We start from the raw sequence: 13,611 nt of genomic DNA, 5'->3' as shown, positions 1-13,611 counted from the left end.
ACCGCGCACAGCGCAGGGTGATACCGGCGAGTTGCAGTGATAAAGACGCCTTATTGCAGCCTTTGATAAACCCGCAGCGGGTATGTCCTGACGTGCTGGGTATCGCAGCAGAAGACTCGTTGGCTGCTGCCGGGCCAGTTTCCTGAAAACCTGAAATCAATAACCATAACAGTCACAGATACGGAGTCATCATGAGTACACCCCAAAGCCGCAGCGAATGGGAAGCAATGGCGCAGCGCCTTGAAATCAATGGTAAAGCCTTTATTAACGGCCAATATTGCGATGCCGCTGGCAAGGAAACCTTTGACTGCATCAGTCCTGTGGATGGCCGTTTACTGACTCAGGTGGCCAGTTGTCAGCAGGCCGACGCCGATATCGCCGTTGCCAATGCGCGTGAAGTGTTCGAGTCCGGAGTCTGGTCTTTTCAATCTCCGGTTAAACGTAAAAAAGTGATGATCCGCTTTGCCGAATTGCTCGAAGAGCATGCTGACGAACTGGCGCTGCTGGAAACTCTGGATATGGGTAAACCTATCGCCCATTCCAAGGCGGTGGATGTGGCAGGTGCCGCCCGCGCCATTCGCTGGTCCGGTGAGGCCATCGATAAAATATACGATGAGTTGGCCCCTACGCCCCACAATGAAATCGGCATGATCACCCGCGAGCCAGTGGGTGTGGTAGCAGCCATCGTGCCCTGGAACTTCCCTATGCTGATGGCCTGTTGGAAGCTGGGACCCGCCCTTGCCACAGGGAACAGCGTGGTGCTCAAGCCTTCTGAAAAATCCCCACTTACCGCTATTCGTATGGCGCAGCTCGCCAAAGAGGCCGGATTGCCTGATGGCGTACTGAACGTGCTGCCGGGGTTCGGCCACACAGTGGGCCAGGCATTGGCACTGCATATGGACGTGGACACTCTGGTATTCACAGGTTCCACCAAGATTGCCAAGCAACTGATGGTGTATGCCGGTCAGTCCAATATGAAACGGGTCTGGCTGGAAGCCGGTGGCAAGAGCCCCAATATCGTATTTAACGATGCACCGGATCTGAAAGCCGCCGCCGAGGCCGCTGCTTCAGCCATCGCCTTTAACCAGGGGGAGGTGTGTACTGCCGGATCGCGTCTTCTGGTGGAATCGGGCGTAAAGGACGAGCTTATCAAGCTCATCGTTAAAGAAATGGAAGCCTGGCAGCCCGGTCATCCGCTGGACCCAGCCACCACCTGCGGCGCAGTCGTGGACAAACAGCAGCTGGATACCGTGCTTGGCTATATCAAAGCCGGTCACGATGAAGGCGCCAAACTCATGTGCGGTGGTAGCCAGGTACTTGCCGAAACCGGTGGTGTGTATGTTACGCCTACCGTGTTTGATGGCGTTACCAATCAGATGAAAATCGCCCGTGAGGAGATTTTTGGCCCCGTGATGTCGGTGATTACCTTCGATGGTATGGACGAAGCCGTCGCCATCGCGAACGATACAATTTATGGCCTTGCCGCCGGTGTTTGGACCTCGGATATCAGCAAGGCCCATAAAACAGCCAAGGCACTGCGCAGCGGCATGGTGTGGATTAATCACTACGACGGCGGCGACATGACAGCGCCCTTTGGTGGCTATAAGCAGTCCGGTAATGGCCGTGATAAGTCACTGCATGCCTTTGAGAAATACACAGAGGTGAAGGCGACCTGGATAGCGCTCTGAGTGTTACCCGAGTAAAAAAGAAACCCGCCAATCGGCGGGTTTCTTTTTGGGGTTATGCCCTTAAAAAATATCCATAAAGCGGTGATACAGCATGCCGGCGGCCAGCAGCGGTGAGCGCAGTGCAGGGCCTCCGGGGAAGGTCATGTGTTTCACCTTGGCAAACACATCAAAACGTTCCGCCTGGCCTGCTATCGCGTCGGCGAGCAGCTTTGCCATCATGTGCGTCGCGTTGACGCCATGGCCCGAGTAAGCCTGGGCAAAGAAGATATTGGGCGCATCCGGCAGGCGACCCAGCTGAGGTAAACGGTTGGCACCTATTCCTATCATGCCACCCCATTGATAATCGATACGCACGCCCTTGAGTTTGGGAAACACCCGCTCCAGATTGGGCCTGAGCGCGGCTTCGATGTCGCTGGGGTCTTTACCTGAATAGGTGCACAAACCACCAAAGAGCAAACGCCCATCGGCGGAGAGGTGGAAATAATCCAGCGCTATGCGCATGTCGGCAAAGGCCATATTTTGGGGGATGATTTCGCGCTGTAATTCCGGGCTTAAGGGCTCGGTCGCCAAGAGGTAGCTGCCTGCTGGCAATACTTTCCCCCCCACATAAGGCTCCAGTTTGTGGCCAATGTAGGCGTTGCCCGCCAGTACCAGATAGCGGCAGGTTACTTCACCTTTTTCGGTGATGACTCTGGGCTTGTCTCCCTTAATGATTTTGGTGGCGGCGCTGTATTCAAAAATCTGCACGCCCAGCTCCCGGGCAACTCTGGCTTCGCCCAGGGCCAAATTCAGTGGATGCAAATGGCCACTGCCCATGTCCACCAGTGCGCCCTGATAACAGTCAGAACCTATGACTTCGCCCAAGTCTGCCTTTTGCAGCAGTTTGATGTCCTGACGATAACCTGCTGTTTTCAGATGTTCGAATTCTTCGGCAAGCTCAGTCATATGCCGTGGTTTCACGGCCAGGTCGCAATAGCCCATGGCCAGGTCGCAGTCGATGTTGTGGTCAGCAATCCGGTTTCGGACAATTTCAACCGCCTCAAACCCCATTTGGGTAATGGCATTAATGCCTTCCTGGCCAATGGTGTTGTGAAATTGCTCCAGCCCGTGGCCAATACCACGAATAAGTTCACCGCCGTTACGCCCCGAGGCGCCCCAGCCGACACGCTTGGCCTCCAGCAGCGCAACGCTGAATCCTTTTTGGCGCAGCTCAATAGCGGTATTAAGCCCACTGAAACCGCCCCCCACCACACAGACATCCACGTCAATGGCACTGTCCAGTACAGGATACTGAAATAACTCTTTTGCAGACGCAAAATAGAATGAATCCGGGTACTTATCGCTGTGAATGGGAGATTTGTTTGCCATAAGGGCTCCGACGCTGTTTTTATTGTAAATTGGTCTTGTCTCTGTATACTCATCACACTTTTTGCGGATAAATATACGTGTGCATTTTATTTAACACGCAATGCCGCTAAAATACAATGCGTATTCTCATTTGCTGCACTTGGCCTTAGACCACTTATACATTGCAGTTGATTGAGTTTGCTTGAGAAAATTTATTTTCCGGTCCTGAGATTGTTTGGCGGTACTCACGGTCGGGATAGATAATTTGCACTTTATCTGCTGTGCAGATAACTGAACCTGTTTGGGGGTGACAAATTTGGATATCGGAGCCAGTCTCAAAGCAGTCCGGAAGATGAAAGGCTTGTCTCAGCGTGAGCTTGCCAAGCGTGCCGGTGTGACCAACAGTACCATCTCAATGATTGAGAAAAACAGCGTGAGCCCGTCGGTGAGCTCGTTGAAAAAAGTGTTGGCCGGCATTCCTATGTCACTGGTGGAGTTTTTCTCTATCGGTGACTCGGCCTCTGCCGAGCAAAAGATTGTTTACCGCGCCAACGAGTTGTTGGATATAGGCACCGGTCCCCTGGAGTTCAAGCTGATTGGCCGTGATTATCCCAACAGGGCTATGTCGGTGATGAGTGAGATTTATCCTCCCGGTGCGGATACCGGTGAAGAGATGCTCAAGCACGTCGGAGAAGAGGCTGCGCTGGTCATTGAAGGTAAGTTCGAGCTGACGGTTGGCGAAGAAGTGTTTGTACTTGAAGCCGGTGACAGCTATTACTTCAACAGCGAATTGCCCCACAGGTTTAGAAATCCCTTCGATGAACCCTGTCATCTGGTCAGTGCTACTACACCTGCCAACTTCTGATATTTTCCCGTTCAAAAACAACAACGGCCCTGCAAGGGCCGTTGTTGTATCTGTCACTTTTGCACCCTTTTGGGGCGCTTTGCGCCATCAATTGCCATGTTGCACTCTTTTGGGTGGCTCTCTGCCACCATTTCAAACACGGATGTAAATAATTTTAACCAAATGTGGCCGGATTTCGAATTCGGGTTTCAGGCGGCTATTTCCATTTTTTCCCGCAGGTGACTGGCGAGAGATCCGTGCTTAACGACTTGTTTATATGGGTCGCTATGGACTAACTTGCTGATTGTTAGTGAATAATATTTTATTGTTATAAAAGTGCTGCGCAGAGGTAAGTGGGCTATTGCCTCGTTCAATATTTCCGTGTACTGTGTGAAAAAATGAACGCCGAGTTTGAGGGCGATCACAAAACTCAAACACTGAATCAACTGCAAGGTGATGTATGTCTGACGCCACGATACCCCTTATTGGTGTCTCTGCCTGTAATACCCCGATTGGACTGCAGACGTTTAATACGGTGGGCGAAAAATATCTTTTAGGTGTGATTAATGGCACTGGCGGTTGGCCGCTGATCATCCCTTCTATTGGCGATGGCATGCCAACGGAATTATTGCTTGAGCGTCTGGACGGTATCCTGTTCACCGGTTCACCTTCCAATGTCGAACCACATCACTATTCGGGGCCGGCCAGTGAGCCGGGCACTCATCACGATCCCCGCCGTGATGCTACCACCTTGCCCTTGATTAAGGCGGCTATCGCCGCAGGCGTGCCGGTACTGGGTATCTGCCGCGGCTTCCAGGAAATGAATGTGGCCTTTGGCGGCAGTTTGCACCAAAAGTTACATGAAACGGGTGTGTTTAAAGAGCACCGGGAAGACAGAACTGCGCCACTTGAGGTGCAGTATGGTCTGGCCCATACGGTGACTCTGGAGCCCGGGGGGGTAATTTTCGAAGCCTGGGGCCGCAGCTCGGCGGAAGTGAATTCCGTCCATACTCAGGGCGTTGAACGTCTTGGTAACGGGTTGCGGCCAGAAGCCTATGCTCCGGATGGCTTGATAGAAGCCTTCTCTGTTACAGATGCCAAAAATTTTGCCCTGGGTGTGCAATTTCATCCCGAATGGAAAGTGGCCGACAATGCTTTTTATCTGTCGATTTTCCATGCTTTCGGTGACGCGTGCCGACGCAGGGCCCAAGAGCGAGCGAGATAAATCATGGAAAAGCTGATTGCGTTTTTAAAAGAAAAAAAGATAACGGAAGTAGAGTGTGTTATCAGCGATATGACGGGGATTGCCCGCGGTAAAATCGCGCCGGTAGACAAGTTCATCGCCGAGCAGGGCATGCGTTTGCCCGAGAGCGTGTTGCTGCAAACGGTAACCGGCGACTATGTGAATGACGATACTTATTATGAGTTGCTGAACGAAGCCGATGTGGATTTCCTCTGTGTGCCCGATGAAAACGCCGTGTTCGAGTTGCCATGGTGTGTGGAAGCCACGGCTCAGGTGATCCACGATGTGTACGATCGTATGGGGAATCCCATCGAGCTGTCGCCACGTAACGTACTGAAAAAAGTACTTAAACTTTACGAAGATAAGGGTTGGGAACCGGTGGTTGCCCCCGAGATGGAATTTTATCTGGTGGCGCGCAATGGGGATCCTGATCTGCCACTGAATCCACCGCTGGGACGTTCAGGTCTTCCTGAGGCCGGTCGTCAGTCGTTCTCCATCGATGCGGCCAACGAATACGATCCCCTGTTTGAAGACATGTATGAGTGGTGTGAGGCCCAGGGGCTGTTTATCGACACCCTGATCCACGAAGACGGTCCGGCGCAGATGGAAATCAACTTCAGTCACGGCAATGCGCTGTCGCTGGCCGACCAGGTGTTTGTGTTCAAGCGTACCCTGCGTGAAGCGGCGCTCAAGCACAATGTCTGTGCCACCTTCATGGCCAAACCTGTGACCAATGAGCCCGGCAGCGCCATGCACATTCACCAGAGTGTGGTGGACAAAAAGACCGGCAAAAACATCTTCACCAAAGAAGACGGCACCAAGAGTGCCAACTTCCTCGGCTATATTGCCGGTCTGCAACAGTTTATCCCTGAGTTCCTGCCGTTGATGGCGCCCAGTGTGAACTCCTTCCGCCGCTTCCTGCCGGGCACCTCTGCACCGGTAAACCTGGAGTGGGGCGAAGAAAACCGTACCTGTGGTCTGCGTATTCCTGAGTCATCACCGCAAAACCGCCGTATTGAAAACCGTATTCCGGGCGCCGATGCCAACTGTTATCTGGCCATTGCCGCCAGTTTGCTGGCCGGTTACATCGGCATGGTGGAAGGTCTTAAGCCCACCAACCCAGCCCTGGGTCGTGCCAACGAAAGCCGCACAGCAGACACCAATTGCCTGCCGCTGACCCTGGAAGAGGCACTGATGGCCATGGATGAGAGTGACGCGGCGCGTAAATATCTCGGCGATGCCTTCACCACTGGTTTTGTGGCGGTGAAGCAGGCAGAGCTTGAAAACTTCAGACGTGTTGTCAGTGCCTGGGAGCGTGAATTCCTGCTGCTGACAGTATAAAAAACACAGGCCGGGGCGTGCCCCGGCACATTAGGGGGAGGGCGAAGATGCAACAACAACAGCAAGATACCATCAGCGCACTGCAAGCCATGGATGCCGCGCACCATCTGCATCCTTTTACTGACAGTGCTGATTTGGCCAAACGTGGCACCCGCGTGATTGAACGTGCAGAAGGTGTGTACATTTGGGATGCCAAGGGTAATAAGCTGTTGGATGCCATGGCCGGACTCTGGTGTGTAAATGTCGGCTATGGTCGCAAGTCCATCGCCGATGCCGCCTACGCTCAGCTGCAAACTCTCCCTTTTTACAATAATTTCTTCCAATGTACCCATGAGCCCGCCATTCAGCTCGCGGCAAAGATTGCCTCTCTGGCACCTGCAAATATGAACAGGGTCTTCTTTACCGGCTCGGGATCCGAGGGCAATGACACCAATCTGCGCATGGTACGACGTTACTGGGACTTGAAGGGGCAACCCTCCAAGAAAACCATTATCAGTCGCAAGAATGCCTATCACGGTTCAACCGTGGCCGGTGCCAGCCTCGGCGGCATGGGGTTTATGCATCAGCAAGGCGATCTGCCCATTCCAGGGATTGTTCATATCGACCAGCCTTACTGGTTCGGTGAAGGCCGTGATATGTCGCCTGAGGCCTTTGGCATTAAAACGGCACGGGCATTGGAAGCCAAAATCCTCGAGCTCGGTGAAGATAAGGTTGCCGCTTTTATCGCAGAGCCATTTCAGGGCGCGGGGGGAGTAATCATACCTCCAGACAGCTACTGGAATGAAATTAAAAGGATTCTGGAAAAGTACAATATTCTGTTTATTCTGGATGAGGTCATCAGCGGCTTTGGGCGTACCGGCAATTGGTTTGCCGCCCAGACTCTGGACCTCAAACCCGATTTAATCACTATCGCCAAGGGCATGACTTCGGGATACATCCCCATGGGCGGGGTGATAGTGTCCGACCGGGTCGCCGACGTGCTTATCAGAGATGGTGGCGAGTTTGCCCATGGCTTTACCTACTCAGGCCATCCGGTTGCGGCGGCAGTAGCGCTGGAGAATATCCGTATTCTCGAAGACGAGCAGCTGGTGGATAAGGTCAGAACCGACACCGGGCCTTATTTGCAGGATAGGTTGCAAACCCTGAGCGCGCACCCGCTGGTGGGTGAGGTCAGGGGGATGGGCATGGTCGGTGCCATTGAATTGGTGGCAGACAAGCACAGCATGGCGCGGTTCGGCAGCGAAATATCCGCCGGTATGCTCTGCCGTGAAGCCTGTATCGCCAACGGTTTGGTGATGCGTGCTGTGGGTGACACCATGATTATTTCGCCGCCGCTATGCATCAGCCGCGATGAGATTGACGAACTGATTTTTAAAGCAAGTCAGGCACTTTCACTGACGCTTGAGAAGATTGCAGCTCGGGATAACTGAGTGCATATTAAAAAGCCTGCCAATAGAGGAAGAGGTACTGGGCAGCAGCAACTGCCGATGCGGTTTTTCAGGTTGTAGCATTGGTCCTAACAATAAAATAAATGCCGGCCAAGCCGGCGACACAATCAGGGTAATTGGCTTTCAATTACTGCTACCTGCAAAAGGAGATAGCATGAAGTTATTACACAAAATGACAGCTCTGGCTTTGGTTACCGCCGGTGTTTTGGGAAGCGCTGCGGTATCGGCTGAAGAAGTTGTTCGCGTCTATAACTGGTCTGACTATATCGCCGAAGACACCCTGGAAAACTTCCAGAAGGAAACCGGCATCCGCGTAATCTACGATGTGTTCGACACCAACGAAGTGCTGGAAGCCAAGCTGCTTTCGGGCCGCAGCGGTTACGATCTGGTTGTGCCATCAGCCCACTTCCTTGCCAAGCAGATTAAAGCCGGCGCCTTTATGAAGCTTGACAAGTCCAAGCTGCCAAACGAAAAACACCTCAACAAGAACCTGATGAGCCAGCTGCAAAAGAGCGATCCGGGTAACGAGCACGCCGTGCCTTACCTGTGGGGCACCACAGGTATCGGCTTTAACGTAGCCAAGGTAAAAGAAGTGCTGGGCGAAGATGCACCAGTGGATTCATGGGAATTGATTTTCAACCCAGCCAATGCTGAGAAACTGGCCAAGTGCGGTATCGCCGTGCTGGATTCACCGGATGAAATCCTGCCTCCTGCGCTGAACTATCTGGGTCTGAACCCTAACAGCACTGACCCTGCCGACTATGAAAAAGCCGGTGAAGTTCTGCTGAAAATTCGTCCTTACCTCAAGTATTTCCACTCTTCACGTTACATCTCTGATCTCGCCAACGGCGAAATCTGCGCCGCCATCGGTTGGTCTGGCGACGTACTGCAGGCTCAGGCCCGCGCCGAAGAAGCCGGTAACGGCCAGCAAGTGGATTACCGCATCCCCAAAGAAGGTGCCCCTCTGTGGTTTGACATGATGGCTATCCCAGCCGATGCCGCCAACCCAGACAATGCACTGACCTTTATTAATTACCTGATGCGCCCAGAGGTCATTGCTTCCATCAGTAACTATGTGGCTTACGCCAACGCCAACGATGGTTCTAACCCTCTTTTGGACGAGGAAGTTGCCAAAAACCCCGCTGTGTACCCATCAGAAGAAACACTCGCCAAGCTCTATCTGGGTGAAGTGCGTCCTATGAAGACTCAGCGCGCCATGACCCGTATCTGGACCAAGATCAAGTCTGGTCAGTGATCCTGTACTTGGGGCAGCGGATGGCTGCCCCACCTTTGACTCTTAGATTGCACAAGTAAACCGAATTCCAGCAGGCCGGAGGCTTGTTCTGGCGCAGTTTGGAATGGAGAAGTATTTATGGCTATGACCTCGGGCGTCACCAATAAACCAACGACAAAGACGCAAGACGAAGTACTGCTCAAAATTGAGCGGGTAAGCAAACTGTTTGATGATGTTCGCGCGGTGGACGATGTGTCCCTGACCATCAACAAAGGGGAAATCTTCGCATTGCTTGGGGGCTCTGGCTCCGGAAAATCTACCCTGCTACGGATGCTTGCGGGGTTTGAGAGGCCAACGGAAGGTCGTATTTATCTCGACGGTCAGGACATTACCGATCTGCCGCCCTACGAGCGTCCGATCAATATGATGTTCCAGTCATACGCGCTTTTCCCTCATATGACAGTGGAGCAAAACATCGCCTTTGGTCTGAAGCAGGATAAGATGTCAAAGGCTGAAATTTCCCAGCGGGTGCAGGAAATGCTCAAGCTGGTGCACATGGAGCAGTATGCCAAGCGTAAGCCCCATCAGCTTTCCGGTGGTCAGCGCCAGCGTGTGGCTTTGGCCCGCTCGCTTGCCAAGCGCCCCAAACTGCTGCTGCTCGATGAGCCCATGGGCGCACTGGATAAAAAACTACGTACCCAGATGCAGCTCGAAGTGGTTGAAATTCTTGAGCGTGTGGGCGTGACCTGTGTGATGGTGACCCACGATCAGGAAGAAGCCATGACCATGGCTGGTCGTATCGCCATCATGAGTGACGGCTGGATTGCCCAGGTGGGCAGCCCCATGGACATCTACGAGAGCCCCAACAGCCGCATGATTGCCGAGTTCATCGGTACAGTGAATCTGTTTGATTGTGAAATCGTTGAAGACGAGGCCGACCATGCCATTCTCAAGTCGCCAACCTTGCCGCAACCGTTCCTGATTGGCCACGGTGTAACCACCAGTCTGGAAGACAAGCACGTATGGCTGGCGGTGCGCCCCGAAAAGACGCTGATCACCCGCGAGCAGCCCGAAGGTGAGTACAACTGGGCCAAGGGCAAGGTACACGACATTGCCTACCTCGGTGGCCTGTCGGTGTATTACATCAAGCTGGAAGACGACAAAATCATCCAGTGCTCCATGACCAACACCGAGCGCCGTGCGGACCACCCAACCTGGGGCGATGACATTTACATCAGCTGGGAGGCCACCAGTGGCGTGGTATTGAGATCATGAGCAAACGAAAGAAAGGTTTTCGCTTTGCCATCCGTGGCAGGCACTTTACCCTGGGCTTTCCCTTCCTGTGGTTGACCCTGTTCTTTGCACTGCCCTTTGCGATCGTGCTCAAGATCAGTTTCTCCACTGCGGCGATTGCCATTCCGCCCTATGAGCCCACTTTCACCTATGCGGATCAGCTACTGAATGTGGCGCTGAACCTCGGCAACTACCTGTTGCTGCTGGACGATGCGCTCTATTACACCGCGTATTTGGGGTCGCTTAAGATAGCAGTGGTGTCCACCCTCGGCTGTTTGCTGCTCGGTTATCCCATGGCGTATGCCATTGCCCGTGCACCGGTGAAGATGCAAACGGTTCTGCTGCTGCTGATTATGCTGCCGTCCTGGACCTCGTTCCTTATCCGTGTGTACGCCTGGATGGGACTGCTCGCCGACACCGGCCTTATCAACAATGTGCTGTTGTGGCTGGGTGCTATCGATGAGCCGCTGAAGATATTAAACACCAATATCGCCGTTTATATCGGTATTGTGTACGCCTATCTGCCCTTTATGGTGCTGCCACTCTACGCCAACCTGGTGAAGATGGACATGAGCCTGCTGGAGGCTGCTGCCGACTTGGGTTCACGCAGTATCAACACCTTCTGGAATATCACCTTGCCGCTGTCAAAAGGTGGTGTGATTGCCGGCTCCATGTTGGTGTTTATTCCGTCTGTAGGTGAGTTCGTTATCCCTGAGCTGCTGGGCGGCCCGGACTCGCTGATGATTGGTAAGGTATTGTGGCAGGAGTTCTTCAACAACCGTGACTGGCCGGTCGCCTCGGCGCTGGCGATAGTGATGCTGGGACTTTTGATTATCCCCATTACCCTGTTCCATCATTATCAGGCCCGTGATTTGGAGAAAGAGGCATGAAAAAGCTGAGTTTTTCTACCGTGATGTTGTGGTTGGGGCTCATCTTCCTCTATGCCCCCATGTTTATCCTGATTTTCTACTCCTTCAACGCATCCAAGTTGGTGACCGTGTGGGGCGGATTCTCGGCCAAATGGTATGTGGAGCTGTTCAAGGATCAGCAAATCCTCGATGCAGTCTGGACCAGTTTGGAAATTGCCTTCCTGTCGGCCTCCATGGCTGTCGTACTGGGCACCATGGCGGCGTTCGTGATGACACGTTTCCGTCGCAGCTGGGCCAAGCTGTCGTTGTCGAACATGATAACGGCACCTCTGGTAATGCCAGAGGTGATTACCGGTCTGTCGCTGCTGCTGCTGTTTGTTCATATGGCCGACCTGATTGGCTGGCCTGCCGAACGCGGCAGACTCACCATTTGGCTGGCGCACTCTACCTTCTGTGCGGCATACGTGGCCGTGGTGGTGTCGTCCCGCCTGCGTGAACTGGACATGTCGATTGAGGAAGCCGCTATGGACCTGGGGGCAACGCCACTCAAGACCTTCTTCCTGATCACTGTGCCCATGATTGCGCCGGCACTGACCGCAGGATGGCTGTTGTCATTCAGCCTGTCACTGGATGATTTGGTGATAGCGAGCTTTGCGTCGGGCCCGGGTGCTACGACGCTGCCGATGGTGGTGTTCTCCTCGGTGCGTTTGGGGGTATCTCCGAAGATCAACGCCCTGGCGACACTAATCATTCTCGCGGTGTCTCTGATTGCCTTCCTGTCCTGGTATTTCGCACGCAGGGCCGAAAAGCGCGCAAAGGCTGCGATGGAACAGTGACGCATTGCCATTAATAAAACGGTCGCTCAGGCGGCCGTTTTTGTTTGTTTGATATTTTCAACAAAAATTCAAAATTATCCTTCACTGGCCCTAGAGTTTCCCTTGGTGAACGTGTAGGATGAACTGGTTGTTTAAAATAATGAACATAAGAAAGAAGGAAGCATCATGTCTGCTACACCTCATACCGAGTCCTACTATGCCGCTTCCGCCAATGACACCCGCATTCGTCCTCGTCTTGAGGAGCATCTTGAAACCGACGTGTGTGTTATAGGCGCAGGCTACACGGGTCTGTCCTCGGCATTGCATTTGCTTGAAAGTGGTTTCAAGGTCGTGGTTTTGGAGGCCGCCCGAATTGGTTGGGGCGCCTCGGGTCGCAATGGCGGCCAAATCGTTAACAGCTATAGCCGAGACATTGATGTCATTGAAAAAACTGTTGGCAAGGAAAAGGGCAAGCTGTTCGGTGAGATGGCATTTGAAGGCGGTCGCATCATTCGCGAGCGCATTGCAAAATACAATATCGACTGCGATCTGAAAAACGGTGGCGTGTTTGCCGCACTGAACCAAAAACAAATGGGCCACCTCAAGGCGCAAAAGGCGCTGTGGGAAGCTCACGGCCACACTGAGCAGCTGGAGATCCTCGACGAAGCCGGTATCCGCAATGTGGTAAATACTGAGCGCTACGTCGGCGGTATGCTGGACAAGAGCGGTGGTCACATTCATCCGCTGAACCTGGCCCTCGGTGAAGCCCGCGCGGTGGAAAGCCTCGGCGGGAAAATCTTTGAAGACTCGGCCGTATTGGATGTGGTGGAAGGTGAGCCTGCCATCGTTAAAACCGAGTTCGGTCAGGTAAAGGCCCGCTTTGTGGTGGTGGCCGGTAATGCCTATCTCGGCAAACTGATGCCTGAGCTGATGGCCAAGTCCATGCCCTGCGGTACCCAGGTGATCACCACAGAACCCCTGAGCGATGAGATGGCAAAAAGCCTGCTGCCCCAGGATTACTGCGTCGAAGACTGTAACTACCTGCTGGACTATTTCCGTCTCTCCGGCGACAAGCGACTGATTTACGGTGGCGGCGTGGTGTACGGTGCCCGCGACCCGGACAACATCAAGTCCATCATTCTGCCGAAGATGCTGCAAACCTTCCCGCAGCTGAAAGACGTGCGTATCGACTACACCTGGACAGGTAACTTCCTGCTGACGCTGTCGCGTCTGCCCCAGGTAGGCCGCATCGGCAAGAACATTTATTACTCCCAGGGCTGCAGTGGCCATGGTGTGACCTACACCCACTTGGCCGGCAAGCTGATTGCCGAAGTGCTGAACGGTCAGGCGACCCGTTTCGACGCCTTTGCCGCGCTGCCCCATTATCCGTTCCCCGGCGGCCACGCGCTGCGGGTACCTTTCAGCGCCCTGGGCGCCTGGTACTACACGGTTCGCGATAAGCTGGGTATCTAACAGCATTAACGGCGCA

11 protein-coding genes are annotated in these 13,611 nt (G+C 53.6%); 10 read left to right on the top strand and 1 reads right to left on the bottom strand.

Annotated features, from left to right (window positions below; genetic code table 11):
* Positions 1–191: 191 nt before the first annotated feature.
* Positions 192–1,688: an aldehyde dehydrogenase gene (locus K0H79_RS13875; RefSeq protein ID WP_220076194.1), complete on the top strand. Its 1,497-nt coding sequence runs from the start codon at positions 192–194 to the stop codon at positions 1,686–1,688.
* Between the two features lie 60 nt (positions 1,689–1,748).
* On the opposite strand, the gene K0H79_RS13870 is transcribed toward K0H79_RS13875, so the two are convergent.
* Positions 1,749–3,056 carry an FAD-binding oxidoreductase gene (locus K0H79_RS13870; protein ID WP_220076193.1) on the bottom strand — a complete coding sequence of 436 codons (1,308 nt, stop codon included), beginning with the start codon at positions 3,054–3,056 and terminating at the stop codon, positions 1,749–1,751.
* 295 nt (positions 3,057–3,351) lie between these two features.
* Between K0H79_RS13870 and K0H79_RS13865 the strand changes: the two genes are divergently transcribed.
* The 9 genes from K0H79_RS13865 to K0H79_RS13825 all read left to right on the top strand — a co-directional run bounded on the left by K0H79_RS13865 (position 3,352) and on the right by K0H79_RS13825 (position 13,595).
* Positions 3,352–3,900 carry a cupin domain-containing protein gene (locus K0H79_RS13865; protein WP_220076192.1) on the top strand — a complete coding sequence of 183 codons (549 nt, stop codon included), beginning with the start codon at positions 3,352–3,354 and terminating at the stop codon, positions 3,898–3,900.
* 439 nt (positions 3,901–4,339) lie between these two features.
* A complete protein-coding gene (locus K0H79_RS13860) occupies positions 4,340–5,104 on the top strand; it encodes a gamma-glutamyl-gamma-aminobutyrate hydrolase family protein (RefSeq protein ID WP_220065317.1) in 765 nt (254 codons plus the stop codon).
* 3 nt (positions 5,105–5,107) lie between these two features.
* Complete coding sequence (locus K0H79_RS13855; protein WP_220065316.1) at positions 5,108–6,463, top strand: glutamine synthetase family protein; 1,356 nt, start codon at positions 5,108–5,110, stop codon at positions 6,461–6,463.
* Between the two features lie 47 nt (positions 6,464–6,510).
* A complete protein-coding gene (locus K0H79_RS13850; RefSeq protein ID WP_220076191.1) occupies positions 6,511–7,893 on the top strand; it encodes an aspartate aminotransferase family protein in 1,383 nt (460 codons plus the stop codon).
* Positions 7,894–8,065: 172 nt separating this feature from the next.
* Positions 8,066–9,166 (top strand): polyamine ABC transporter substrate-binding protein, encoded by a 1,101-nt coding sequence (locus K0H79_RS13845; protein WP_220065314.1) that lies wholly within the window; start codon positions 8,066–8,068, stop codon positions 9,164–9,166.
* 117 nt (positions 9,167–9,283) lie between these two features.
* Positions 9,284–10,420 carry a polyamine ABC transporter ATP-binding protein gene (potA, locus tag K0H79_RS13840; protein WP_220065313.1) on the top strand — a complete coding sequence of 379 codons (1,137 nt, stop codon included), beginning with the start codon at positions 9,284–9,286 and terminating at the stop codon, positions 10,418–10,420.
* Entirely contained in the window at positions 10,417–11,328 is a 912-nt protein-coding gene (locus tag K0H79_RS13835) for an ABC transporter permease subunit (RefSeq protein ID WP_011760748.1), read from the top strand. The genes potA and K0H79_RS13835 overlap by 4 nt, the downstream gene beginning before the upstream one ends.
* Positions 11,325–12,143, top strand: a complete 819-nt coding sequence (locus tag K0H79_RS13830; RefSeq protein WP_220065312.1) for an ABC transporter permease subunit — start codon at positions 11,325–11,327, stop codon at positions 12,141–12,143. The genes K0H79_RS13835 and K0H79_RS13830 overlap by 4 nt, the downstream gene beginning before the upstream one ends.
* 165 nt (positions 12,144–12,308) lie before the next feature.
* Positions 12,309–13,595 (top strand): FAD-binding oxidoreductase, encoded by a 1,287-nt coding sequence (locus tag K0H79_RS13825; protein WP_220065311.1) that lies wholly within the window; start codon positions 12,309–12,311, stop codon positions 13,593–13,595.
* Positions 13,596–13,611 lie beyond the last annotated feature (16 nt).

This window comes from Shewanella sp. FJAT-52076 (genome assembly GCF_019457455.1).
In the GTDB taxonomy this organism is placed as follows: domain Bacteria; phylum Pseudomonadota; class Gammaproteobacteria; order Enterobacterales; family Shewanellaceae; genus Shewanella; species Shewanella zhangzhouensis.
The sequence above is the reverse complement of the archived record's forward strand: the minus strand, read 5'-3'. Positions and strand labels throughout refer to the sequence as shown.